Origin of the sequence: uncultured Caulobacter sp. (assembly GCF_947036865.1) — a bacterium.
In the GTDB taxonomy this organism is placed as follows: domain Bacteria; phylum Pseudomonadota; class Alphaproteobacteria; order Caulobacterales; family Caulobacteraceae; genus Caulobacter.
Genome location: NZ_CAMQSF010000003.1, coordinates 131,230 through 155,568 on the forward strand (window position 1 = coordinate 131,230; position 24,339 = coordinate 155,568).

Sequence of the window (24,339 nt, forward strand, 5' to 3'; positions counted from 1 at the left end):
GTCGAGCGTCACGCCGAGAACTGTTCGGCCAGCACCCTTTCCTCCAAGCTACGGCCAGCGTCGAAAAGCATGGCCAGCGACGTGCCGCGATCCTCGGAGATGTGCACCTCAAGGACGTCGCGAACCTCGAAATTGTCGGCCACGGCGCTGACCGGGCGCTTGTCGGCCTCGAGCACCTCGAAGGTCACGCGGGCGGACTGCGGCAGCAGCGCGCCGCGCCAGCGGCGCGGGCGGAAGGCGCTGATCGGGGTCAGGGCCAGCACCTGGCCGTCGATCGGGATGATCGGGCCGTGGGCCGAGAGGTTGTAGGCCGTCGAGCCGGCCGGGGTGGCCAGCAGGGCGCCGTCGCACACCAGCTCGCCCATCCGCACCTTGCCGTCGATCGAGATGCGCAGCTTGGCGGTCTGGCGCGTCTGGCGCAGCAGCGACACCTCGTTGATCGCCAGGGCGCGGTGCTGAGCGCGCCGCGCGTCGATGGCCACCATGGCCAGCGGATGGATGACCGCGCGCTCGGCGGCGTTGATGCGCTCGAGCAGGCCGTCCTCGCTGTACTCGTTCATCAGGAAGCCGACCGAGCCGCGGTTCATGCCGTAGATCGGCGTCTGGCTGGCGATCGCCTCGTGCAGCGTCTCCAGCATGAAGCCGTCGCCGCCCAGGGCCACGATCACCTGGGCGTTCTGCTCGCCGACGTCGCCATAGCGGGCGGCCAGCCGCTCGCGCGCCTCGATCGCCTCGGGCCGGTCGCTGGACTTGAACGCCAGGCGAGTCACGAAAGGTTGCGGCTGGTACATGACGCCAAGAGGCGGGAAGCCTCCGGACTTGTCAAAGGGCGAGCGCTCAAGCCTGGCCCACGGCCTGGCGGAAGGCCATGCCGGCGATGTCGGGCGTGAAGGGGCCGAAGGCGTTGGCGGCCCGCCGGACGCCTTCGTCGCCGCCGCCGGGGCGTCCGCCGTTCAGCTGGCGCACGTGCTCCAGGATGGTCGGAAACACGCTGCGGTCGATGCCGACCGCCGAGCAGGCCAGGGCCAGCAGCTCGGGGCGACCGCTGTCGATCGCGCGGCGAATCTGCGTCGGCTCGAACTTGCCCAGACGCGCCAGGGCCATCACGAACAGCTGCAGCCGCCCCTCGCGCAGCACGCGCAGCAGATAGCCGGGGCGGAGCTGGCCGGCCGAGTCGAGCTTCTCGATCAGGGCGCGTTCCATCTCCTCGCGATCCTCGTCCCGCTCGATACGGCCCTGGGCGGTGTCGGCGTCGCCGCGATGGGCGGCCCGCAGCGCCTCGTCCACGGCGGCCTGCATCTTGGCGGGGTCGAGGGCGAAGCGGCTGGTCAGGGTGTCGCGCAGGGCGCGGCCGACCAACAGATAAAGCTGCTCGGCCAGGTCGCTGGAAAGCCGGGGATGACGGGCCAGCGGCGAGCGCAGGGCGACCACGTCGCGCGAGCGGTTGACCAGCTTGCGCATCGCGTCCGACGAGATCTGCGCGGTTTCGTTCGAGGCTAGGGCGGTGAGCACGGCGGGCTCGTCGCGATCGATGATCGCCTCCACTACCGGCGCGGGCAGGCGCGGGCGACGGGCGATCTCGATCTGGTGTTCCAGGGTCGCCTGGACGAGCAGGCGGATCAGGTCGTGGTCCTGCAGCACCGGACTGCGGGCGATGATCGGCCGGGCGATCTCGATCTCGTCCAGCGCCATGATGTTGATCAGCGCCGACGGCGCCCATTCGGCGTCGGCCAGACGTTCCGACAGCCGATGGCGGATGTCGCGTTCGGCCTCGACCACGAGGGTCATGAAGATCGAGTTCAGCAGGGCCTGGATGTCGGGATGGGTCGGCTCGCCGCTGTCCTGGGCGGCTTCGCAAAGATCGATGATCCCGGTGAGCAGGCGTTCGCGATCGCCCGGCTCGCGACTGCGGGCCAGCTGCATGAGCGATGCGATCTGGACGGCTTGGATGGCCCGCCTCCTCGAATCCCGAAGACCCGACGAGGATGACCTTGCGGCTCCCAAATGAAAACATGCTTAAACAGCCAGAGCACGCCGACGCATCGAGAAGCGTCGAGATGTCGCAAGCTGAAGCGGAGGAAGATCGGATGGCGCAAGACCTGATCCTGGCCCTGGACCAGGGCACGACCAGCACGCGGGCCATCCTGTTCGATCGCGCCGGCCAGGCGCTGTGCGAGGCCTCGCGTCCGCTGCGCCAGAGCTACCCCGCCGACGGCTGGGTCGAGCACGACGGCGAGGAGATCTACGCCGCCTGCGTCGCGGTTCTGCGGGAAGCGACGGAAAAGTCGGGACGCCTCGCGGATGTCGCCGCGATCGGCGTCACCAATCAGCGCGAGACGGTGGTCGTCTGGGACCGCAAGACCGGCAGGCCGATCCACCCGGCCATCGTCTGGCAGGACCGCCGCACGGCCGAGGTCTGCGCCAAGCTCAAGGCCGACGGTCACGAGCCCCGCGTCGCCGAGGTGACTGGCTTGCTGCTGGATCCCTATTTCTCGGCGACCAAGATCGCGTGGATCCTCGACAAGGTTCCCGGGGCGCGAAAGCGGGCGGAGGCGGGCGAGCTTCTGGCCGGGACGATGGACTGCTGGGTGATCTGGCGGCTGACCGGCGGGGCCGTGCACGCCACCGACGCCACCAACGCCTCGCGCACCCTGCTGTTCGACATCGCCGCCCAGGCCTGGTCGCCTGAAATGCTGAGCCTGTTCGACGTCCCGGCCGCCCTGCTGCCCAAGGTGCTGGACTGCGTCGACGACTACGGCGCGGCGGGCGCGGAGGTTCTGGGGCGGCCGGTTCCGATCCGCGGTGTCGCGGGCGACCAGCAGGCGGCGCTGATGGGGCAGGGCTGCGTGGCGCCCGGCCAGATGAAGGCCACCTACGGCACCGGCTGCTTCATGTTGCTGAACACTGGCGAGGACCGGTGCGTCTCGGGCTCGCGGTTGCTGACCACCGTGGCGGCGCGGGTGAACGGCAAGGCGACCTATGCGCTGGAGGGCTCGATCTTCGTGGCGGGGGCCGCGATCCAGTGGCTGGGCGAGGGCCTGGGGGTGACCGGCGGTCCCCGCGCGGCCGAAGCCCTGGCGCGGGCCGCCAAGCCCGATCATGGCGTCGTCGTGGTCCCGGCCTTCACCGGCCTCGGCGCGCCCTGGTGGGACGCGAACGCGCGCGGGGGAATCTTTGGCCTGACCCGCGACGCGGGCCTGCCCGAGATCGCCGCGGCGACCTTCGACAGTTGCGCCCTGCAGAGCCGCGACCTGATAGAGGCCATGCGCGCCGACGCGCCGTCGGCGTTCGGCGACGCGGCCCAGATGCGGATCGACGGCGGCATGTCGCGCAGCGCCTGGTTCTCGCAGCGCCTGGCCGATCTGACGGGGATCGCCGTGCGCCGCGCCAGCTATCAGGAGACCACGGCCCTGGGCGCGGCCCTGTTCGCCGGGGTCGGGGCCGGGCTCTACGCCTCGGTGGAGGAGGCCGCCGAGGTCAGCCCGGCGGCCGAGACCCTGACGCCATCGATCGCGGCGCATGCGCGCGAGGCGGCCTATGCGCGCTGGCTGGACGCCGCGCCGCGCGTTCGCCTGTAAGCGTGTCTGTCCCGCCAGGAAACCGGAGGCCGCCCATGACCACCCGCCGCGCCGTGCTCGGCGCCGGACTCGCCGCGATCGCCGGCGGACCGGCCTTGGCCGCTTCCGCCTATCCCCGGATCGGCGGCGTTCGGCGTCTGTCGCCGGAGCTCGACCAGATCATCGCGCGCGACGCGCCGATCGAGCAGATCGCCGACGGCGTCGCCTGGGCCGAAGGGCCGGTCTGGGTTCGGGACGGCGGATACCTGCTGTTCTCCGACGTGCCCGGCAACACGATGTATCGGTGGAGCGCCCAGGACGGAAAGATGGTGTTCCTGCGGCCGTCCGGCTATGACGGCCCGCCGACGAAGATTTTCCGCGAGGCCGGCTCCAACGGCGCGATCGTCAGCGTCACCGGCGATCTGCTAATCTGCGACTGCGGCAACCGGGCGATCGCCAGCATCGACTTCGACACCCGCAAGAAGACCCTGCTGGCCTCGACCTACAAGGGCCGGAAATTCAACAGCCCCAACGACCTGGTCGAGCAGCGCAAGGGCCGCCTGAAGGGCGCGCTCTATTTCACCGATCCGCCCTTCGGCCTCGAAGGGATCGACGCCTCGCCGGCCAAGGAGCAGCCATTCAACGGCGTCTATCTGCTGCGCCCGACCGGCGAGGTTGCGCTGGTCGATGATAAGCTGAGCTTCCCGAACGGCGTGGGCCTGTCGCCCGACGGCAAGCAGCTGTACGTCTCGGTCACCGACCCCAAGCGCCCGGTGATCATGGCCTATGATCTCGGCGCCGATGGCTTGCCGACGTCCTCGCGGGTGTTCTTCGACGCCTCCGACCTGGCCAAGACCGGCGCGCCGGGGCTGCCGGACGGCCTGAAGATCGACGCCAAGGGCAGGCTCTTCGCCAGCGGCCCGGGCGGGATCCTGATCCTGACGCCCGAGGCCAAGCTGCTGGGCGTCATCGAGACCGGCGGTCCGATCGCCAACTGCGCTTTCGGCGACGACGGCAAGACCCTGTACCTGACCTCCAGCCACATCGTGGCGCGGGTTCGAACCAAGACCTCGGGCCTGGGCTGGTAGGCTCAGGCGCCCGCGTCCAGATAGGCCTTCACCCGCGCGAACAGCTCCTCGAACATCGGCGTCGTCAGGCGGCCGGTGTTCGTGTTGAGCCGCGAGCAGTGATAGCTGTTGAAGATCCGGTAGGGTCCGGCCTGGAACTCCGAACCGTGGCCGGGGACGCCCGCAGAGGCCTTCAGGCCGAGCGCCTTGAGCACGTTGCGCCGCGAGACGTCGCCCAGGGTGACGATGGCCTTCAGGTTCGGGAACATCTCGAGCCGCGCCGTCAGGAACGGCCGGCAGTTGTTCTCCTCCGAGGTCTCGGGCTTGTTGCCGGGCGGGGCGCAGCGGACGGCGTTGGTCACGGCCGCGCCGACCAGCTTCAGGGAGTCGTCGGGCCGCGCCTCGAACCGGCCGGTGGCGAAGCCGAACTTGATCAGGGTCTCGTAGAGCAGGGTCCCGGCATAGTCGCCCGTGAACGGCCGGCCGGTGCGGTTGGCGCCCTTGCGGCCTGGGGCCAGGCCCACGACCAGCAGCCGCGCCTCCTTGTCGCCGAACGAGGGCGCCGGGCCGTTGAACCAGTCAGGATAAAGCGCCTGGTTCTCGCGGCGATAGGCCACCAGGCGCGGGCACAGCGGACAGTCGCGCGGCGGCTCGCCTGGGTTGGGCACCGACTCGCCGGCGATGTTGGAGGGCTGCATCTCAGTACTCATCGTCCGCGTCGCGCTCGGCCGGGGTGCGCGTGTCGTGCAGTTGGCGCGGCTGAGCCCGCTGCGGCCGGCCGATGATGGTCCCGAGGTCGGCCAGGTCGACGAAGTTGTCGGCCTGGCGGCGCAGGTCGTCGCTGGTCATCGGCGGCTGGCTCTTCATCGTCGAGACCACCGTGACGCGGCGGCCCTTGCGCTGCACGGCCTCGACCAGGGCGCGGAAATCGCCGTCGCCCGAGAACAGCACCAGGTGGTCGGCGGTCTCGGCCATCTGCAGCATGTCGACGGCGATCTCGATGTCCATGTCGCCCCGCCAGCGCTTGCGGCCCTGGGCGTCGGTGAACTCGCGCGCCGGCTTGGTCACCAGGGTGAAGCCGTTGTAGTCGAGCCAGTCGACCAGCGGCCGGATCGGCGAATAGTCGTCGTTCTCGGCGATAGCGGTGTAATAATAGGCCCGGATCAGGACGCCGCGCTTTTTGAACTCGTCGAGCAGCTTGCGGTAGTCGATGTCGAAGCCCAGCGCCTTGGCGGCGGAATAGAGATTGGCGCCGTCGATGAACAGGGCCAGGCGATCGGTCGGATAGAAGGTCACGGTAATCCCTTGAAAAATCAGGTCGCTCGAAATGACTTGGACGAGGCCGTGATCGTGGCGCTCGGCGGCAATCTGCCGGGACCGTATACGAGTCGCGAGGCCTTGTTGGAAGCCGCGCTGAAGGCCTTTCCCGAAGCGGGGCTGGAGGTCGTCGCGCGATCCAGCTGGTGGGCGTCGGCGGCTTGGCCCGATCCGGCGGGGCCGGAATACCTGAACGGGGTGGCCATCGTCCGCACCGACCTTTCGCCGGCGGCGACGCTGGCGGCGCTGCATGGCGTCGAGGCGCGCTTTGGTCGGACGCGCGGCGAGCCCAACGCCGCCCGCACCCTGGATCTCGACCTGGTGGCCCACGGCCGTGCGATCCTGGACGGCGCGCTTGTCCTGCCGCACCCCCGCGCCCACGAGCGGCTGTTCGTGATGGGGCCCCTGGCCGAGCTGGCCTCGGCCTGGATCCACCCGGTCAGCGGCGAGCCCGCCTTCCGCCTGGCGGCGACCGCCAGGGTGGGACTCGACGCGCGCTCCATTGCCAAAGTTTAATGAAGGTCTGGCGCGGGCCATGCCCATAGTCCGGCCCAATTTTCGAACCCAGCGTCTCGCCCCGGAGGACGCCAGAGGAGGGGATCGCCCCACATGACCTTCACCCGCTCGCTGTTCGCCTGCGCCGCCGTCTGCGCGCTGGCCATCGCCGCGCCCGCCCTGGCCCAGACCCAAACGGGATCCAAGAGCGGCGTCGACCTCGCCTCGATCGACAAGACCGTCAAGCCGGGCGACGACTTCTGGACCTATGCCAACAACACCTGGATCAAGGCCCACCCGATCCCGGCCGACCGCAGCGGCTACGGCATCGGCGCGGTCATGGTCGAGGAGGCCAACAAGCGCACCGTCGACCTGATCCAGGCCGCCGCCAAGGGCGGCGCCGGCGACGGCAAGAAGGTCGGCGACTACTACGCCACCTACATGGACGAGAAGGCCATCGAGGCGAAGGGGATCGCCCCGCTGAAGCCCGGCCTGGCGCGCATCGCCGCGATCAAGGACAAGAAGCAGCTGGCGGCCGTTCTGGGCGGCAATATCCGCGCCGACGTCGACGCTCTGAACGCCACCGACTTCTACACCGACAACGTGCTCGGCCTCTGGGTCTCGCCCGCCTTCGACGACACCAGCAAGTACGCGCCGTTCCTGCTGCAAGGCGGTCTGGGGATGCCGGACCGCGAGTATTATCTGTCGGACAAGGCCGCCATGGTCGAGGCGCGGACCCAGTACCTGGCCCACGTCGAGAAGGTGCTAACCCTGGGCAGCGTGGCCGACGCGAAAGCCAAGGCCAAGGCGATCGTGGCGCTCGAGACGCAGCTGGCCAAGGCCTCGGGCTCGCGCGAGGACAGCGTCGATGTTCAGAAGGCCAACAACAGCTGGACGCCCGCCGACTTCGTCGCCAAGGCGCCGGGCCTGGACTGGCCGACCTTCTTCGCGGCCGCCAAGCTGAACACCCAGCCGCGCTTCATCGTCTGGCATCCGACCATGGTCGTCGGCCTGGGCAAGGCGGTGGCCGAGGTCCCGCTGGCCGCCTGGAAGGACTACCTGACCTTCCACCTGCTTGAGCACTACAGCAACGTCTTGCCCAAGGCCTTCGTCGACGAGCGCTTCGCCTTCTACGGCCGGGCGCTGCAAGGCACGCCGCAGCTGTCGCCGCGCTGGAAGCGGGCGGTGGGCTCGACCAACGCCGTGCTGGGCGAGGCGGTGGGCAAGCTCTACGCGGAAAAGTACTTCTCGCCCGAAGCCAAGGCCGCGGTCACGGCCATGGTCGACAGCATGAAGGCCGCGTTCGAGAAGCGGATCGACGCCCTGGACTGGATGGATCCGGCCACCAAGGCCGAGGCCCGCAAGAAGGTGGCCGTTCTGAAGGTCGGCGTCGGCTATCCCGACCGCTGGCGCGACTATTCCGGCTACAAGGTCGTGCGCGGCGACGCCGTCGGCAACGTGCAGCGGTACGAGGCCTTCGACTATGACCAGGCGTTGGCCAAGCTGGGCCAGCCGACCGATCGCGGCGAGTGGGTGATGACCCCGCAGACGGTCAACGCCGTGAACCTGCCGATCCTCAACGCCCTGAACTTCCCGGCCGCCATCCTGGCGCCGCCGAACTTCGACCTGAAGAACGACATGGCCGCGAACTATGGCGCGACGGGCGCCACGATCGGCCACGAAATCAGCCACAGCTTCGACGACCAGGGCGCGCAGTTCGACAGCCAGGGGCGCCTGCGGAACTGGTGGACGCCCGCCGACCTCGATCACTTCCAGAAGGCCGGCGCCGCCCTGGCCGACCAGTTCGACACCTACAAGCCCTTCCCGGATCTCGCGGTGAACGGCAAGCAGACGCTGAGCGAGAACATCGCCGACGTGGCGGGCCTAGGCGCGGCGCTGGACGCCTATCACGCGTCGCTGGGCGGCAAACCCGCGCCGGTGATCGACGGCCTGACCGGCGATCAGCGCTTCTTCCTGGCCTTCGCCCAGAGCTGGATGGACTATTCGCGTCCGGCCGCCCTGCGCCAGCAGTTGATCACCGACGGCCACGCGCCCGCCCAGTACCGCGCCTTCACCGTGCGCAATCTCGACGACTGGTACGCGGCCTTCGGGGTGAAGCCCGGCGACAGCATGTACCTGCCGCCGGAGAAGCGCGTGAAGGTCTGGTAGGGCGCGGCCGTCAGCGCGGCATGCCGCTCAAGCCGCTGGCCTGCCGCAGCGCCTGGGCGTCTAGGCGATAGCCGTCCAGGAACACCAGCTCGACGTGACGCAGATTGCGGAGGTCGCGGGAGACGTCGCCGTCGACCAGGATGACGTCGGCCGTCTTGCCTTGCGCGATCGATCCGGTCCTGTCGTCCATGCCGGTCATGCGGGCCGGGACGATGGTCGCGGTCTGCAGCGCCTGGGCGTTGGTCAGGCCGGCCTGCTGGTAGAGCTCGAGCTCGCGCACGAGTTCGAGACCGTACCCGTCGGTCCCGGCGACGATCGGCACGCCGGCCTGGTGCAGCTTGCCGACCAGTTGGACCATCTTGGCGAAGCTCTTGCGGTAGTCGTCGCGCGTCAGGCCTTCGGACAAGGGATAGCCCCCGATCTTCCAGCCGCGGACGACGCTGGGCGGAGCGACCTCGGCGAAGGGGGCGTATTCCGGCGAAATGGCCGAGCCGTCCGACGTCATCAGCGGCTCCCAGACGGTCAAGGTGGGGTCGATGATCGTGCCGCGCTTGGCGAGCTCGGCGTAGAAGGCCTTCATCGCGGGCGAGTCGAGATCGACGTCCTTGCCATAGCGCGCCGGGCCCTCCAGCCGGGCGGCGGTGTTGGACTTGTCGACCACGTCCTGCGGCATGGCCTGCATCAGGATGAAGTTGATGTGCGTGACCTCGTCGTAGCCGGCGCGGACGGCGTCCAGCGGCCGCATCCCGGCCGGCACGTGGCCGTGCACGTGCAGGCCAAGCTTGTGGGCCTCGGCCGCGCCGGGCGCGATCCAGGCCGGGTTCATCGAGGTGTAGAACTTGGCGCCCCACAGGCCCGCGGCCTTGATCTTGTCGACGGCGGCTATGGTCTCGGCCTCGGACGACACGATCAGCGCGCCCTGGGCGGCCAGCGGGTCCTTGCGATCGATGATCACCGAGATCTTGCCGTCCGGCGCGAGAAGGTCGCCGCTGGCGCGGCGCTTGTAGATGCTGAGCGCGTCGTCGATCTGGCTTCCCGGGCTGCGATAGTTGGTCATGCCGGTGGCCAGATTCTGCAGCAGGCCCCAGTCGTCTCCGACGTGCTGGTGCGAGTCCCACAGGCCCGGCGTCAGGGTCTTTCCTCGACCGTCCACCACGACCGCGCCGGCCGGCGCCTTGATCGATCCGCCGGCGCCGACGGCGGCGATCTTGCCGTCGGCGATCAGCACCGCGCGATCGGGCAGATAGCGCCCCGCCGGGGCGTCGAACATCAGCACGTGATCGACCAGGGTCGGCGTCCGGTTGGCCGGCCGCAGGAACCGATGGGCGACGTCGCGGACCATGTTCGCCGTCGCCCTGTCCTGGATCGCCTTCAGCTTGGGGCCGGCGGCCTCGTAGCCCTCGGGCAGCAACCGCATGCCGCCGGCGAAACCGAAATAGCGATTGTCGCCGTCGAGCCAGACCGGGGAGGGCGCGAAGCCATAGCCGGTGACGAAGGCCAGCTTGACGGTCTTGGGTCCCGCCGGGCCGTCGATCTGGGTCGACTCGCCGATCGCGATGCTGGCGTGGCCCGTGGGCAGCAGGTCCAGCCCCTTGGCGCCCGCCGCCACCAGGGCGTTGGTGTCCAGTTCGCTCGCCAGCCAGGGACCGCCATAGGTGCTATACCGGCGGCCCTGGAACGGCGCCGAGCCGCTGTCGATCACCGTCTTCCAGTGCGCGACGCCCTGGTCGTCGACGCTGAAGTCCTCGGTCGCGTCGCCCTGGTCGGTAAAGCCCCGGATCGCGATGGCGATCGGGCGGCCGTCCTTGCCCAGGGTCACCACCTGATCGTCCTCGGTGACCCAGCCCCGGAGGGACATCGACATCCGATAGGCGGTGCGGCCGTCGGCGAGGGTCCACGACCAGACGTCGCCATGTTTGCCCGCGTCGGAGCTGATGACGTAGTGCCGGGCCGACGCGGGCGGGGTCAGCAACTTCTCCTTCGGCGTCGGTTCCGCCGAAACGGCCGTCGCCGCGGCGGCGATCATCAACGAAGCGACAAAGGCGCGGCGCATGCGAGAACCCCAAAGCCCGGTTGTTGAAGCGGTCACGCTAGGCTTGGCCGGCAAGATCGGCGAGTCTTTTATCGGGGGAGCCCCCGCCGGGCTGGCGAACGCCAAGCGAGACTGAACCGGCGCTCTGGACATTGACGGACGAACAGGGCATAAGCGCCCCCTCGCGAAAGTCAGGACGTTCGTGCGCGGCGTTGCGTGTCGCCGCACGGAAGCCTATTTTCCGATTGCTTATCGGCAGCCCGAGGAACTCATGGCCCGCGTCACCGTCGAAGATTGCGTCGAGAAGGTTCCGAACCGCTTCGCGCTCGTCCTGCTCTCGGCCCACCGCGCCCGCGGCATCTCGGCCGGCGCGGCCCTGATGGTCGACCGCGACAACGACAAGAACCCGGTCGTGGCCCTGCGCGAGATCGCCGACGACGTGATCGATCACGAAGGCCTCAAGGAACACCTGATCAGCACGCTGCAACGCGTCGACGAGCACACCGAGGCCGAGGAAGAAGCCGAGACCCTGGCCCTGCTGGCTGATCCCAGCCACATGCAGATGAGCGAGCTGGAACTGGTCCGCGCCCTGCAGAGCGACCGCGACGGCGGTCAGGAGGAGCGGTACTGAGCCCCGAAGGCGCAGACCCTCTGACCCTAGAAGCGGCGACCTCCACCACCGCTCCTTCCGAACGCGCGCCCGATTCCGCATCGGGCGCGTCTTCGTCTGTAGGCGCCGCATCGCCTGAGCCGGCGGCCCCGCCCAAGCGCAAGTTTCTTCGCCAGTACGAACTGATCGACCGGGTCCTGGCCTACGACCCGACGGCCGACGAGGCGCTGCTGAACCGGGCCTATGTCTACGCCATGCGCATGCACGGCTCGCAGACCCGGGCCAGCGGCGATCCCTATTACGCCCACCCGATCGAGGTGGCCGGCATTCTCACCGAGTACCGGCTCGACACCGCGACCATCGTCACGGCCCTGCTGCACGACGTGATCGAGGACACCCCGGTCACCAAGGAAGAGATCGCCAAGCTGTTCGGCGACGAGATCGCCGAGCTCGTCGAGGGCGTCACCAAGCTGTCCAAGCTGGAGCTTCAGGCCGAGCACACCCGCCAGGCCGAGAACCTGCGCAAGTTCATCCTAGCCATCTCCAAGGACGTGCGCGTCCTGCTGGTCAAGCTGGCCGACCGTCTGCACAACATGCGGACGCTGCACTTCATCAAGAACCAGGCCAAGCGCGAGCGCATCGCCCGCGAGACGCGCGACATCTACGCGCCGCTGGCCCGCAACATCGGCTGTCACCGCATCTGCGTCGAGCTGGAGGAGCTGTCCTTCCAGCACACCAACCCGGTGGCGCGCGACGCCATCCTGCGCCGCCTAGAGGCGCTGCGGGAAGAGCAGGGCGGGGCCGTGGCCCTGGTCAGCCAGGAAATCGCCGCGCGGCTGGAATCCTCGACCCTGCCGGCCCGCGTGTTCGGCCGCGAGAAGACGCCGTACTCGATCTGGCGCAAGCTGCAGCGCAAGTCGATCGGCTTCTCGCAGATGTCGGACATCTACGCCTTCCGGGTGATCGTCGACAGCGAGGAGGACTGCTACCGCGCGCTGGGCGTTGTCCACCGCGCCTGGTCCAGCGTGCCCGATCGTTTCAAGGACTACATCTCGACGCCGAAGCGGAACAACTACCGCTCGCTGCACACCACGGTCGTCGGGCCACGCGGCATGCGCATCGAGATGCAGATCCGCACCGAGAGCATGGACCGCGTCAACGAAGAGGGCGTCGCCGCCCACTACCGCTACAAGGACGCCTCTTACGGCCTCGACCTGGAAGGCATGGAGGCCGCCGGCGGCCGCGACCCGTTGGCCAACCTGCGCCAGCTGGTCCAGGTGCTGGAGCACGGCGGCGACAGCGAAGAACTGGTCGAGCACGCCAAGCTCGAAATGTTCCTCGACCAGGTGTTCGTGTTCACGCCCAAGGGCAAGCTGGTCAGCCTGCCGCGCGGGGCGATGCCGCTGGACTTCGCCTACGCGGTCCACACCGATGTCGGCGACACCTGCATCGGCGTGAAGATCAATGGCGAGCTGAAGCCGCTGCGCACGGTGCTGGTCAACGGCGACGTGGTCGAGGTGGTGCGCGGCTCCAAGCCGGTGGTGCCGCCGGACTGGCGCTCGCTGACCGTCACGGGCCGGGCCCGCTCGGCCATCCGCCGCCATATCCGCCAGACCGAGAAGGAAGAGTTCCTGCGTCTGGGCCGCGCCTCGCTGGAGCAGGTCTTCGCGCGCGCCGGCAAGAAGCTGAAGGACGTGTCGCTGCGGCCGATCCTGGAGCGCTTCGCCCTGGAGAGCGACGAGGCGCTGTACGACGCCGTGGGGCGCGGCCGCGTCTCGCCCAGCCAGGTGCTGGAGACGGCCTATCCCGGCATGAAGGACTCCGAGCGCGAGGCGGCCACCGCCCGGCGCAAGATCGAGGGCGGCCAGGAGGCGGCGCGGCTCTATGTGCGCGGCGGCGGGCTGACGCCGGGCGTCTCGCTGCACTTCGCCCACTGCTGCAGCCCCGTGCCGGGCGACCGCATCGTCGGCATCCTGCGCGAGGACGGGGAGGGGCTGGACGTCCACACGATCGACTGCCCGCGCTTGGCCGAATACGAGGATCGCGAGGAGCTCTGGCGCGACCTGAACTGGACGCCGGAGGCCGAGCGCTCGACCATCTCGCTGACCCGCCTGCACGCCACCATCCAGAACGCCCCCGGCGTGCTGGGGCTCGTCTGCACGATCATCGGCGAGGCGGGCGGCAATATCGTCAACCTGCGCATGCACCACCGCCAGAGCGACTTCTTCGACACCGACATCGACGTCGAGGTTCGCGACGCCAAGCATCTGACCAATATCCAGGCCGCGCTGCGGGCGTGTCCGTCGGTCGAGACGGTGGATCGGACGCGCGGCTAAGCTTTAGGCTGATCGCTTGCGAGTTTCGCGCTAGAGGCGCATCGTGACGCTCTCGTGGGGGGAGCGGTGATGAGCGACGCGCGGGTCTATTTCGCCACCAATCGCAATGCGCAGCCGGACAACAAGAAGCTGGTCTTCGGACCTCGCTTCAACCCCGACGGCGTCGCGGCCCTACGGTTCGGCTATGTCGATTTCCCCGACGGGGTCGAGACCCTGCAAGGCGGTTCGGCGCACGTCTATCCGGACGTCAAGAACGAGACCGACATCGCCAAGACCGGCGGCGGCCAGTTCCTGGAGGACCTGCGCAAGGCCATGGTGGGCGGCCAGGACACGCTGGTCTTCATTCATGGCTTCAACGTCAGCTTCAACGGCGCGATCGAGGCCGGCGCGCGGCTGGCCCGCCAGGTGAGGGTCGGGTCGGCCTCGCCCGACGGCGGACGGCCGGTCAATGTGGTGGTGTTCAGCTGGCCTTCGGACGGCGAGGCCGTGCCGTTCATGTCGTACTACAGCGACCGCGAGGACGCCCGCGCCTCCGGTCCAGCCCTGGCGCGGACCTATCTGAAGCTTCGGGAGTTCCTCGGGAAGCTGCGCGCGGAGGATCACTGCCAGCGCAGCATCCATCTGATGACCCACAGCATGGGCGCCTATGTGCTGCGCCACGGCCTGCAGGCGGCGCTCGCCAAGGACTCCGACAGCCTGGCGCGGATCTTCGACCAGATCCTGCTGGCCGCGCCCGACGAGGACGACGACGCCTTCGAGCAGGACGGCAAGCTGAAGCCCCTGCCCAGGATCGGCCGCCAGGTGACGGTCTATTTCAACCCGTGCGACCAGGCGCTGCTGATCTCGGACAAGACCAAGGGCAATCCCGACCGCCTGGGCTCGGACGGCCCGCGTCTCATCGACATGCTGCCCAAGAAGGTGGTGCTGGTCGATTGCCGCAACGTGGCGGGCGACGCCGACCCGCTGATCCAGCACAGCTACTACGCGCACAGCCCGGCCATGGCGGCGGACATCGGCGCGGTGCTGGCCGGCATGGAGGCCGACACCATCGGCAACCGCGTCTATGTCCCGTCGCTGCGCGCCTGGCGGATCGTCAGGGAGCTTTGAGCCCCAGGGCCGCGACGGCGTCTCGGGTCGCCGCCGTCAGGGGAGAGGGCAGGGCGTCCAGGGCGAACCAGCCCCAGTCGCGCAGGGCGTGGGCTTCCTGGATCGCCGGCGCGCCCTCGAAGGCGTCGGCGGCATAGGTGATCGCCACCCAGTGATAGTCTTCGGCGACCATGTCGGTCACCGCCAGCACGCGGCCGGCCCTGATCGTGATCCCCAGCTCCTCGCGGATCTCGCGCTCGGCGCAGGTTCGCGCGGCCTCGCCCCAGTCGAGCTTGCCGCCGGGCACGCCCCAGTGGTCGGCCTCGGGATTCTTGACCCGCTTGACCAGCAAGAGGCGGCCCCGGTCGTCAAGGATGGCCGCGCCGCAGCCGACGCGAGGGCGTTGAGGTTCGCTGTCCATAGGGGCGCTTAAGGACCGAAATCGCCCGCCGGCGCAAGGCGGCGTTTGAAGACTCGCGGGGCTGGTTTATAGGCGAGCCTCATGACCAACGACGACGTCCTCGACGAATTCCGCGCCGCCGGCGCCCTGCGCGAAGGCCACTTCGTGCTGTCTTCCGGCCTGCACAGCCCGGTCTTCCTGCAGAAGAACCTGGTGTTCATGCGGCCCGAGCGCTGCGAACGCCTGTGCAAGGCCCTGGCGGAGAAAATCCTGGCGACGGTCGGCGCGGTCGACGTGGCCGTCTCGCCCGCCGTCGGCGGCATCATCCCGGGCTACGAGACCGCCCGCCACCTGAACGTGCCGTCGATCTATGTCGAGCGCGAGGGCGGGGCCTTCAAGTTCCGGCGCGGCTTCCACCTGGAGCCCGGCCAGAAGGTGGTGATGGTCGAGGACATCGTCACCACGGGCCTGTCGTCGCGCGAGTGCATCCAGGCGATCAAGGACGCCGGCGGCGACGTCGTGGCCGCCGCCTGCATCGTCGACCGCTCGGGCGGCAAGGCCGATGTCGGCGTGCCGCTGGTGGCCCTGGCCAGCCTGGAAGTCCCGGCCTATCCGGCCGACGCCCTGCCGCCGGAACTGGCCGCCATCCCGATCGAGGACCCGGGCAGCCGGCGGCTGCGGTAGACGCCCAGAAGCCGAAACCTCGCCCTTCGACACGCTCGGGGTGAGGTTTCTAACGCCAAGGCTCTAGCCATGGTCCTCATCCTGAGCCTGTCGAAGGACGAGGATCACGCACCGCCCTGGCGCCGGCGCGGGAAATTCCCACCTGCATAGCTGGACGGCTGGGCTTATAGGTCGTGGCCTTGGTCTTGGTTTCGACGGGAAGAACGATGAGCTTGCGACTGGGCGTCAATATCGACCACGTGGCGACGATCCGGAACGCGCGCGGCTCTTCCTATCCCGAGCCGGTGCGCGCCGCCGAGCTGGCCCTGGCGGCCGGGGCCGACGGCATCACCGCCCACCTGCGCGAGGACCGTCGCCACATCAGCGACGCCGACATCGCCGTGCTGACCGACCTTTGCCACAAGCGCGGCAAGCCGCTGAACTTCGAGATGGCCGTGACCGACGAGATGGTCGGCATCGCCCTTGGCGCGCGACCGCACGCCGCCTGCTTGGTGCCCGAGCGCCGCGAGGAGGTGACGACCGAGGGCGGGCTGGACGTCGTCCGGGGGCAGGACCGCATCGCCGCCGCGACCGCCCGGCTGCGCACCGTGGGCGCGCGGGTCTCGCTGTTCATCGAGCCCGATCCCGCCCAGATTCGCGCCTCGGCCCAGGCGGGCGCGCAGGTCGTCGAACTGCACACCGGCGCCTATTGCGACGCCGCGCGGGCGGGCGAGACCGGGCGCGCCGAGGCGATCCTGGCGCGCCTGAAGGCCGGCGCGGCCTTGGCCGCTCAACTGGGGTTGGAGGTCCATGCCGGCCACGGGATCGACTACGCCACGGTCAAGCCGATCGCGGCCATTCCCGAAATCGCCGAGCTCAATATCGGCCACTTCCTGATCGGGGAGGCGATCTTCGTCGGCCTGCCCCAGGCGATCCAGCGGATGCGCGCGCTGATGGACGCCGCGCGGCTCGAAGTCGAGGCGCTGGCGTGATCATCGGCATCGGCTCGGACCTCTGCGACATCCGGCGGATCGAGAAGTCGCTGGAGCGCTTCGGCGACCGTTTCACCCACAAGGTTTTCACCGAGATCGAGCGGGCCCGGTCCGAGCGCAAGCCCGACCGCGCCTCCAGCTACGCCAAGCGCTTCGCGGCCAAGGAGGCCTGTTCCAAGGCGCTGGGCACCGGCCTCAAGCGCGGCGTGCATCTGGCCGGCATGGGAGTGGTCAACCTGCCGTCAGGCAAGCCGACCATGGCCCTGACCGGCGGCGCCGCCGAACGGCTCAAGGCCCTGACGCCCGAGGGCATGGAGGCGGTGATCCACCTGTCCCTGACCGACGATCACCCCTACGCCCAGGCCTTCGTCATCATCGAGGCGCTGCCGAAGGTTTAGGGGCGACCACGCGCTTAAACCGATCTTCCCCGCGAAAGCGGGGACCCAAGCCGCGTCAGGGCTTCTGGGTGATGCCGCGCCACGCTCTCTGGCGCCGCTTGGATCCCCGCTTTCGCGGGGATGAGCGGATCTTGGGGCGAACGGCCATGGGGATCCGAGCGGCCGCGGTCCAACCTTCGCCTCAAAGCCAAGCTAACGCGCCGCACTTGCCGGCCGGGCCAAGCCCGTCTAGCAAGGCCGAACCATTTCCGAAGAGCTCAGCCGCCGCATGACCGACACCGTCGACACCACGCCGCCCGAAGACAAGGGCGCCGTCGCCGAGCTCATCGAGATCATCAAGACCGTCGCCTACGCCCTGGGCATCGCCCTGGTGCTGCGGGTCCTGCTGTTCCAGCCCTTCACCATCCCGTCGGCCTCGATGGAGCCCAACCTCTATCAGGGCGACTACATCATCGTGTCGAAGTTCAGCTACGGCTGGAGCAAGCACTCGATCCCGTTCAGCCCGCCGCTGTTCAAGGGCCGGATCTTCGGTCACGCGCCGACGCGCGGCGACATCATCGTGTTCAAGCTGCCGCGCGACAATCGCACCGACTACATCAAGCGCCTGATCGGCCTGCCGGGCGACAAGGTCCAGGTGCGCGGCGGCCAGGTGTTCATCAACGGCAAGGCCCTGCCGCGCAAGGAACAGCCGCCGGCCCTGGTCGACACCGGCTATGGCTTCACCCAGCAGGTGCAGCGCTTCCAGGAGACCAATCCGGAAGGCCGCCAGTACAACACCCAGGACTTCGGTCCCGACAGCCGCGGCGACAACACCGGCGTCTACACCGTGCCCGCCGGCTGCTACTTCTTCATGGGCGACAACCGCGACAACTCGGCCGACAGCCGCTTCGATCCGGGCGTCTCGCCGTTCAAGGACAGCGCCTGCAAGTGGGACTACGAGCTGGATCAGTATATCGGCGACGAGGTCGGCGTCGGCTTCGTGCCCGCCGAGAACCTGGTCGGCCGCGCCCAGATCATCCTGCTGTCGTGGAACGCCGACGCCAGCCTGTTCAAGCCGTGGACCTGGTTCATGAACGCGCGTCCCAGCCGCTTCTTCCACGTGCTGAAGTGATCTTGAGCCATGGATAGACGGGTCGCCGCCGTCGGCGACCTGGAGCGCCGGATCGGCCATCGGTTCAGCGATCGCGAACTGCTCGAGCGCGCCCTGACCCACGCCAGCGTCGGCGACGGGGCCAAGAAGGTGCGCGACAACGAGGTGCTGGAGTTCATCGGCGACCGGGTGCTGGGATTGCTGGCCGCCGAGGCCCTGGCGCAGCGGTTCCCCAAGGCCAAGGAAGGCGAGCTGGCCCCGCGCCTGAACGCCCTGGTCAGCCGCGAGACCTGCGCCCGCGTGGCGCGCAAGGCCGAGCTCGGCCCCGCCCTGCGCCTGTCGGCCTCGTCCAGCAAGATCGGCGGCCGCGAGACTGACTCGATCCTGGCCGGCGCCACCGAGGCGCTGATGGCCGCGCTCTATCAGGACGGCGGCCTCGACACCGCGCGGCGCGTTTTCCTTGACCTCTGGGCCGACGAGTTCGACCGGGCCGGGGAGGGGCGTCCGCGCGATCCTAAGACCGCGCTGCAGGAATGGGCCCAAGGCAAGGGGCGGCCGCTGCCGACCTACCGCGTCCTGGACCGGACGGGGCCAGACCACGCGCCGGTGTTCACCGTCGAAGCGCTCGTGGTCGGCGTCGATCCCGCCATCGCCAAGGGCAAGTCGCGCCAGGAGGCCGAGAAGGCCGCAGCCAAGGCCTTGCTGGAGCGTGAAGGCGCGGCCTGACCGGCGCTGGCATTGCCTTCATCCCGATATAGTGGCACTCAAAGTGCCATTAGGGGCGGAGGCGACATGGCGAGCTTCTGGACTTGCCGTGGGCCAGGTGGCTTGGCTGCTGATCGCGAAAGGAACGCCATGATGGCCCTGCTGCCGCCGTCCACCAACGTCGACTATCGCGGCGCGCGCCTTTCGGCCTGGGCGCTGATGCTGATGGGGGTTCTGACGGCCGCGGCCGGACTGGTCCACTACGGGCTGCCGGACGGCGGCATCGGCGTGATCGCTGGCGTCGATCTCTCCACGCGCCGCGAGACCATCGTCGGCATGGCCGCCTGGATCGGCGCGATCCAGATCCCGCACGGCGTCGCCGAGGTCCTGGTCGGCTGGCGCTACCGGACCCTGACGCCGCTGTTCCTGGCTCTGATCGCGCTGGAGCGCGGCCTGATGGCCGTGGACGGCTGGCTGCTAAAGGGCGCGCGCGCCGCGCATCATCCGCCCGAGCATTACGCCAGCGTCGTGGTGACCGCGCTGTCGCTGGTCCTGGTGGCGCTGGCCTCGCGGCCGAGGCGCGGGGCGGTCTGAACGACACCGCCCACGCGCTTGGCTCCGCTTAGCGGTTCGGCGGCGTGCGCCGGTCGCTATTCGTCGTTCCAGAGGTCCCCGTCGTTCCGCTGGTCCCGGTCGTCCCCGTCGCGGAGGAGCCGGTCACCGAGGCGCCGGGCGTGGTCCCGGTCGAGCTTTCCCGCTGCGCGCCCGGAGATCCCGGCGCCCCGGTCGAGCCCATCGAGCCGGTGGAGCCAGAAGAGCCGTTGGCGCCAGCGCTGCTGGGGCTGTTCATATCCGGCGCGGTCGGGGTTTGGCCGCCCGTGGTGTTCGAAGCGTCCGTTCCCGTGGTCCCGGCGGCGCCACTGGCGTCGGCCGCGGCGGCGGGCGGATTTTGCTGGGCGTCCTCCTGCCGACGGGAGCAGCCGACGATCGTGGCGGCGCCGAGGGCGACGAGGGTCAGGCGGGCGAGGGTGGCGTGGCGTGTCATGGAAAAGGCTCCGGCGTTGGACTGCCAGAAGCCAACGGGCGGAAGCGTCGGCCGGTCCGCGCCTTAGGCAAAGGACACTCCAAGGTCGCCCGCGAGGCCGGTCGCTACCGTCAGGCCGTCATCGGTGCTAAACGCACCGGCAATGAACGATACTCCCTCCCAAACCCGCGCCGGTTTCGCCGCCATCATCGGCGCGCCGAACGCCGGCAAGTCCACCCTGGTCAACCGCATGGTCGGGGCCAAGGTCTCGATCGTCACCCAGAAGGTCCAGACCACGCGCTTTCCCGTGCGCGGCGTCGCCATCGAGGGCGACACCCAGATCGTCCTCGTCGACACCCCCGGCATCTTCAGCCCGCGCCGCCGCCTGGACCGGGCCATGGTCCGCTCGGCCTGGGCCGGCTCGGAAGAGGCCGAGGCCACCGTGCACCTCGTCGACGCGCAGGCTGAACTCGCCAGCCGCGCTGACAAGGCCACGCCCGGCGAATACCGCTCGGCCCAGGACGTCCAGACTATCATCGAGGGCCTGAAGGCCGCCGACCGCCAGGTGATCCTGGCGCTGAACAAGATCGACGGGATCAAGCGCGACACGCTTCTGGCCGTGGCCAAGGACTTCTTCGACACCGGCGTCTATACCGACGTCTTCATGATCAGCGCCGCGACCGGCGCGGGCGTCGAGGACCTGACCGCCAAGCTCGTCACCATGATGCCCGAGGGGCCCTGGCTCTATCCCGAGGACCAGACCGCCGACCTGCCGGCCCGGCTGCTGGCCGCCGAGATCACGCGCGAGAAGGTCTATCTGCGCGTTCACGAGGAACTGCCCTACGCGGCCACGGTGGAAACGACCGCTTTCGAGGAGCGCAAGGACGGCTCGGTGCGCATCGAGCAGACCATCCTGGTCGAGCGCGAGGGCCAGCGGGTCATCGTCATCGGCAAGGGCGGCCAGACCTTGAAGTGGATCGGCCAGGCCTCGCGCGAGGAGTTGTGCGACATCCTCGACCGCAAGGTTCACCTGTTCCTGCACGTGAAGGTCAAGGAAAACTGGGCCGAGGAGCGCGGTCTCTTCAGCGATATCGGACTGGATTTCGATGTTTGATGCTCCGGCGGCCGCTCCGGCCGTTGATCTGGACGCCTACTTCAATCGCATCGGCCATGACGGCCCGCGCGAGCCGACGCTGGACGTGCTGCGGGCCATCACCTTCAGGCATCCCGACGCCATCCCGTTCGAGAACCTCGACGTGCTGCTGGGGCGCGGGATCAGCATCGTCCCGTCCGAGGTCGACGCCAAGCTGATCGGCGCGGGGCGAGGGGGCTACTGCTACGAGCAGAACGGCCTGATGAAGCGGGTGCTGGAGGCGCTGGGCTTCCAGGTCGAGGGCCTGATGGCCCGCGTCAAGTGGATGCTGCCCGAAGGCGCGCCGCCGCGCCCGCGCTCGCACCAGGTGCTGGGCGTGGATCTGGACGGCGAGACCTGGCTGGTCGACTGCGGCTTCGGCGGCTGCGTGCTGACCGCGCCGCTGCGCCTGTTCTCCGACGAGGTGCAAGAGACGCCGCACGGCCGGTTCCGCATCGTCGACACGGAGACCGGCGGCGTCGCCGAGCGCCAGGTCCAGGCCGATCTGTCGGGCCGCTGGGCGCCGCTCTATCAGGTGTCGCAAGGCGCCTGGGCCGAGATCGACTACGAGCAGGCCAACTTCTACACCTACACGCACCCGAGCTCGCACTTCACCTGGAGCATGACGGTGGGGCGCACCACGCCGACCGCGCGCTATGCCCTGAAGAACAACCGCTTCACCCATCGCGACCTGACCGGCGCGGTGGTCGAGCAGCGCGACCTGTCGGCCGACGAGTTGGAAGCGACCCTGAGCGACGTGATCGGCCTGCCGGTCGCGCCCGAGTGGCGGCCGGTGCTTGAGAAGGTCGTGGCCTGGGGGACGCCATCCTAGCTGGAGTGGCCTAAATGGAGTGGGAAGACGAAGCCTATGTCCTCTCGGCCCGCTCGCACGGCGAGACGGGGGCGATCGTCGAGCTGCTCACCCAGGATCGCGGCAAGTTCGCCGCTCACGTGGCCGGCGCCGCCTCGCGGCGGATGAAGCCGTTCCTGCAACCAGGCGCGCGCGTCATCGCTCGCTATCGGGCGCGGGTGTCCGACCAACTGGGCTCGGCCAGCCTGGAGCCGATGGGCGAGGGGCCCGCGGCGCTGTTCGACGACCGCCTGGCCCTGGCCGGGCTGTCGGCCGCCGCCGCCGTCGCCGCCGGAGCCTTGCCCGAGCGCGAAGCCCATCCCGGCGCCTTCCACGCGCTGGAGGCCCTGATCCGGGTGCTGGAGATCGCCGAGGTCTGGCCGGCGGTCTATGTCCGATACGAGGCGGGCCTGCTGCAGGAACTGGGCTTTGGCCTGGATCTCTCCAAGTGCGCCGCCACCGGCGTCTTCGACGATCTCGTCTATGTCAGCCCGCGCACGGGCCGGGCCGTCAGCCGCGAGGCCGGGCGGCCCTATCACGACAAGCTGCTGCCGCTGCCGCCGTTCATGTTGTCGTCGCAGGGCGGCCTCGCCGAGGGCGACGTCAAGGCGGGCCTCGACATCACCGGCCACTTCCTGGAGCAGTTCGTGTTCGGCCCGCTGAACCGCCCGCTGCCGCCGGCGCGGCTGTGGCTGCTGGACCGGCTGGCCGAGGCGGGTCGGCTTTAGCCAAACGACTTTAAGAACCGTCACAAAGCGGGTTTATCGGCGGAAGCTCAAGTTTTCCGGAGTCGCGTCATGTCCGTCCTCGACCGTTACGCCCTGAGCCGCCGCCGCCTGCTGAGCGTGTTCGGCGCCTCGGCCGTCACCGCCCTGGCCATCCCGCTGGAAAGCGGCAAGGCCCTGGCCCAGGCTGTGTTCGCGACCTACCCCTTCCAGCTCGGCGTCGCCTCCGGCGATCCGTCGTCGGACGGCTTCGTGATCTGGACCCGCCTGGCGCCCGAACCGTTCGAGATCGGCTACGGCATGCCGATGGCTCCGGTCGCGGTCGACTGGGAAGTCGGCGACTCGGCCAGCATGCGCAACATCGTGGCCAAGGGCACGACGATCGCGCCGCCGGAACTCGGCCATTCGGTCCACGTCGAGATCGGCGGCCTGCAGCCGAACCGCGACTACTGGTACCGGTTCACCGCCGGCAAGGAGCGCAGCATCACCGGCCGCGCGCGCACCACGCCTGCCGTGGGCGCGGCGCTGGAGCGGGTGCGCTTCGGCGTCGCCGGCTGCCAACACTATGAGAACGGCTACTACACCGCCTATCGCCGCCTGGCCGAGGAGAACCCCGACTTCATCTTCTGCTACGGCGACTACATCTACGAGGGGCGCGGCGCCCGCACCTCCAGCGGCCCGAATGGTCCGGTCGAGAACCCGCGCCAGCACTTCGGCGGCGAGATCTACAGCCTCGACGACTACCGCCACCGCTACGCGCAATACAAGATGGACACCGACCTGCAAGCCGCCCACGCCGCCGCGCCTTGGTTCGGCGTCTGGGATGATCACGAGATCGACAACAACTGGGTCGGCGATCGCGATCAGGATGGCACCGATCCCAAGCTGTTCAACCTGCGTCGCCAGGCCGCCGCCCAGGCCTATTACGAGGCCATGCCGCTGCGGGCCACGAGCTTCCCGGCCGGAACCTCGATCCAGATCTATCGCCGCGCCGCCTATGGCCAGCTGATGAACCTGAACCTGCTGGACACCCGCCAGTTCCGCTCGGACCAGCCCTGCGGCGACAAGTACGGCGCGTCCTGCGCCGAGATCGGCGATCCCAAGGCCGAGGTCGTTGGCGCGGCCCAGGAGAAGTGGCTGATGGACAGCCTGACCGGCTCGAAGTCGACTTGGAGCGTCATCGCCCAACAGGTGATGATGATGGACCTCGACCGCGAGCCGTCCATCCCGGGCGTGCAGGTCAATCCCGACAGCTGGGCCGGCTATCGCATCCCGCGCGGCCGCCTGCTGGGGAAGATCAAGGACGCCAAGGTGGCCAATGTCGCCGTGCTGACCGGCGACGAGCACCAGAACTTCGCCGGCGACCTGTTCGTCGACGGCGCCAAGCCCGACGGCGCGCCGATCGCCTCGGAGTTCGTGATCACCTCGATCACCTCGGGCGGCGACGGCGTCGACCAGCGCCCGGACATGGCCAAGGTCCAGGCCGGCAATCCGATGCTGAAGTTCAACAACAGCCAGCGCGGCTACGCCATCTGCGACGTGACGCCCAAGGCCTTCGTCACCGAGTTCAAGGTGCTGGACGCGGTCACCCGCAAGGACGGCAAGCTGTCGACGCGCGCGAAATGGGCGCTGGAGGCCGGAAAAGCGGGGATCGTTCAGGCCTGAGCGCGCGACAGCCGAAAGTGCGCGCG

Annotated in this window: 24 protein-coding genes; 17 read left to right on the top strand and 7 right to left on the bottom strand. The window is 69.2% G+C overall.

Going from position 1 to position 24,339, the window contains the following annotated elements; genetic code table 11:
- Window positions 1-8 precede the first annotated feature (8 nt).
- Together Q0V34_RS04030 and Q0V34_RS04035 are read right to left on the bottom strand one after the other, a co-directional pair.
- Window positions 9-791, bottom strand: a complete 783-nt coding sequence (locus tag Q0V34_RS04030) for an NAD kinase (RefSeq protein ID WP_297508075.1) — start codon at window positions 789-791, stop codon at window positions 9-11.
- A 46-nt stretch (window positions 792-837) separates the two neighbouring features.
- Window positions 838-1,923 carry a DUF2336 domain-containing protein gene (locus Q0V34_RS04035; protein ID WP_297508077.1) on the bottom strand — a complete coding sequence of 362 codons (1,086 nt, stop codon included), beginning with the start codon at window positions 1,921-1,923 and terminating at the stop codon, window positions 838-840.
- Between the two features lie 164 nt (window positions 1,924-2,087).
- Here Q0V34_RS04035 and glpK point away from each other — a divergent pair, with 164 nt between their 5' ends.
- Both glpK and Q0V34_RS04045 read left to right on the top strand, forming a co-directional pair.
- Window positions 2,088-3,578, top strand: coding sequence for a glycerol kinase GlpK (glpK, locus tag Q0V34_RS04040; RefSeq protein ID WP_297508080.1), 1,491 nt, complete (start codon window positions 2,088-2,090; stop codon window positions 3,576-3,578).
- A gap of 35 nt (window positions 3,579-3,613) precedes the next feature.
- Window positions 3,614-4,645 carry an SMP-30/gluconolactonase/LRE family protein gene (locus Q0V34_RS04045; RefSeq protein ID WP_297508083.1) on the top strand — a complete coding sequence of 344 codons (1,032 nt, stop codon included), beginning with the start codon at window positions 3,614-3,616 and terminating at the stop codon, window positions 4,643-4,645.
- Window positions 4,646-4,647: 2 nt separating this feature from the next.
- Here the strand turns inward: Q0V34_RS04045 and Q0V34_RS04050 are convergent, their stop codons facing one another.
- Together Q0V34_RS04050 and Q0V34_RS04055 are read right to left on the bottom strand one after the other, a co-directional pair.
- Window positions 4,648-5,322 (bottom strand): uracil-DNA glycosylase, encoded by a 675-nt coding sequence (locus tag Q0V34_RS04050; RefSeq protein ID WP_297508086.1) that lies wholly within the window; start codon window positions 5,320-5,322, stop codon window positions 4,648-4,650.
- A 1-nt stretch (window position 5,323) separates the two neighbouring features.
- On the bottom strand, window positions 5,324-5,920 hold the full coding sequence (locus tag Q0V34_RS04055; RefSeq protein ID WP_297508089.1) for an NYN domain-containing protein: 597 nt from the start codon (window positions 5,918-5,920) through the stop codon (window positions 5,324-5,326).
- 48 nt (window positions 5,921-5,968) lie between these two features.
- On the opposite strand from Q0V34_RS04055, the gene folK reads away from it, so the two are divergent.
- Together folK and Q0V34_RS04065 are read left to right on the top strand one after the other, a co-directional pair.
- Window positions 5,969-6,457 carry a 2-amino-4-hydroxy-6-hydroxymethyldihydropteridine diphosphokinase gene (folK, locus tag Q0V34_RS04060; RefSeq protein WP_297508401.1) on the top strand — a complete coding sequence of 163 codons (489 nt, stop codon included), beginning with the start codon at window positions 5,969-5,971 and terminating at the stop codon, window positions 6,455-6,457.
- A gap of 93 nt (window positions 6,458-6,550) precedes the next feature.
- Complete coding sequence (locus Q0V34_RS04065) at window positions 6,551-8,605, top strand: M13 family metallopeptidase (RefSeq protein WP_297508092.1); 2,055 nt, start codon at window positions 6,551-6,553, stop codon at window positions 8,603-8,605.
- 10 nt (window positions 8,606-8,615) lie between these two features.
- On the opposite strand, the gene Q0V34_RS04070 is transcribed toward Q0V34_RS04065, so the two are convergent.
- Window positions 8,616-10,658 (bottom strand): amidohydrolase family protein, encoded by a 2,043-nt coding sequence (locus Q0V34_RS04070; RefSeq protein WP_297508095.1) that lies wholly within the window; start codon window positions 10,656-10,658, stop codon window positions 8,616-8,618.
- 250 nt (window positions 10,659-10,908) lie between these two features.
- Between Q0V34_RS04070 and rpoZ the strand changes: the two genes are divergently transcribed.
- From rpoZ to Q0V34_RS04085, 3 genes are all read left to right on the top strand, one after another.
- Complete coding sequence (gene rpoZ, locus Q0V34_RS04075; protein WP_010919426.1) at window positions 10,909-11,268, top strand: DNA-directed RNA polymerase subunit omega; 360 nt, start codon at window positions 10,909-10,911, stop codon at window positions 11,266-11,268.
- A gap of 161 nt (window positions 11,269-11,429) precedes the next feature.
- Complete coding sequence (locus Q0V34_RS04080) at window positions 11,430-13,583, top strand: bifunctional (p)ppGpp synthetase/guanosine-3',5'-bis(diphosphate) 3'-pyrophosphohydrolase (RefSeq protein WP_297508404.1); 2,154 nt, start codon at window positions 11,430-11,432, stop codon at window positions 13,581-13,583.
- Window positions 13,584-13,652: 69 nt separating this feature from the next.
- A complete protein-coding gene (locus tag Q0V34_RS04085) occupies window positions 13,653-14,690 on the top strand; it encodes an alpha/beta fold hydrolase (protein WP_297508104.1) in 1,038 nt (345 codons plus the stop codon).
- On the opposite strand, the gene Q0V34_RS04090 is transcribed toward Q0V34_RS04085, so the two are convergent.
- The gene (locus Q0V34_RS04090; protein ID WP_297508106.1) at window positions 14,677-15,090 is read right to left on the bottom strand and encodes an NUDIX domain-containing protein; all 414 of its coding nucleotides are present in this window, start codon (window positions 15,088-15,090) and stop codon (window positions 14,677-14,679) included. The two genes, Q0V34_RS04085 and Q0V34_RS04090, sit on opposite strands and share 14 nt — an antisense overlap.
- 81 nt (window positions 15,091-15,171) lie before the next feature.
- On the opposite strand from Q0V34_RS04090, the gene pyrE reads away from it, so the two are divergent.
- The 6 genes from pyrE to Q0V34_RS04120 all read left to right on the top strand — a co-directional run bounded on the left by pyrE (window position 15,172) and on the right by Q0V34_RS04120 (window position 19,511).
- A complete protein-coding gene (pyrE, locus tag Q0V34_RS04095) occupies window positions 15,172-15,753 on the top strand; it encodes an orotate phosphoribosyltransferase (RefSeq protein WP_297508109.1) in 582 nt (193 codons plus the stop codon).
- Window positions 15,754-15,959: 206 nt separating this feature from the next.
- Window positions 15,960-16,724, top strand: coding sequence for a pyridoxine 5'-phosphate synthase (locus Q0V34_RS04100; protein ID WP_297508111.1), 765 nt, complete (start codon window positions 15,960-15,962; stop codon window positions 16,722-16,724).
- Entirely contained in the window at window positions 16,721-17,122 is a 402-nt protein-coding gene (acpS, locus tag Q0V34_RS04105; RefSeq protein ID WP_297508114.1) for a holo-ACP synthase, read from the top strand. The genes Q0V34_RS04100 and acpS overlap by 4 nt, the downstream gene beginning before the upstream one ends.
- A gap of 268 nt (window positions 17,123-17,390) precedes the next feature.
- Complete coding sequence (lepB, locus tag Q0V34_RS04110; protein WP_297508117.1) at window positions 17,391-18,233, top strand: signal peptidase I; 843 nt, start codon at window positions 17,391-17,393, stop codon at window positions 18,231-18,233.
- Between the two features lie 9 nt (window positions 18,234-18,242).
- Entirely contained in the window at window positions 18,243-18,938 is a 696-nt protein-coding gene (gene rnc / locus Q0V34_RS04115) for a ribonuclease III (protein WP_297508120.1), read from the top strand.
- Window positions 18,939-19,070: 132 nt separating this feature from the next.
- Window positions 19,071-19,511, top strand: a complete 441-nt coding sequence (locus Q0V34_RS04120; protein WP_297508123.1) for a hypothetical protein — start codon at window positions 19,071-19,073, stop codon at window positions 19,509-19,511.
- A 28-nt stretch (window positions 19,512-19,539) separates the two neighbouring features.
- Here Q0V34_RS04120 and Q0V34_RS04125 read toward each other — a convergent pair whose 3' ends face one another.
- On the bottom strand, window positions 19,540-19,962 hold the full coding sequence (locus Q0V34_RS04125; RefSeq protein WP_297508126.1) for a hypothetical protein: 423 nt from the start codon (window positions 19,960-19,962) through the stop codon (window positions 19,540-19,542).
- 142 nt (window positions 19,963-20,104) lie between these two features.
- Here Q0V34_RS04125 and era point away from each other — a divergent pair, with 142 nt between their 5' ends.
- The 4 genes from era to Q0V34_RS04145 all read left to right on the top strand — a co-directional run bounded on the left by era (window position 20,105) and on the right by Q0V34_RS04145 (window position 24,313).
- On the top strand, window positions 20,105-21,055 hold the full coding sequence (gene era, locus Q0V34_RS04130) for a GTPase Era (RefSeq protein WP_297508129.1): 951 nt from the start codon (window positions 20,105-20,107) through the stop codon (window positions 21,053-21,055).
- Entirely contained in the window at window positions 21,048-21,905 is an 858-nt protein-coding gene (locus Q0V34_RS04135; RefSeq protein ID WP_297508133.1) for an arylamine N-acetyltransferase, read from the top strand. Before era ends, Q0V34_RS04135 begins: the two co-directional genes overlap by 8 nt.
- A 14-nt stretch (window positions 21,906-21,919) precedes the next feature.
- Window positions 21,920-22,651, top strand: coding sequence for a DNA repair protein RecO (gene recO, locus Q0V34_RS04140; protein ID WP_297508136.1), 732 nt, complete (start codon window positions 21,920-21,922; stop codon window positions 22,649-22,651).
- Window positions 22,652-22,720: 69 nt separating this feature from the next.
- Window positions 22,721-24,313 carry an alkaline phosphatase D family protein gene (locus tag Q0V34_RS04145; protein ID WP_297508139.1) on the top strand — a complete coding sequence of 531 codons (1,593 nt, stop codon included), beginning with the start codon at window positions 22,721-22,723 and terminating at the stop codon, window positions 24,311-24,313.
- Window positions 24,314-24,339: the final 26 nt, after the last annotated feature.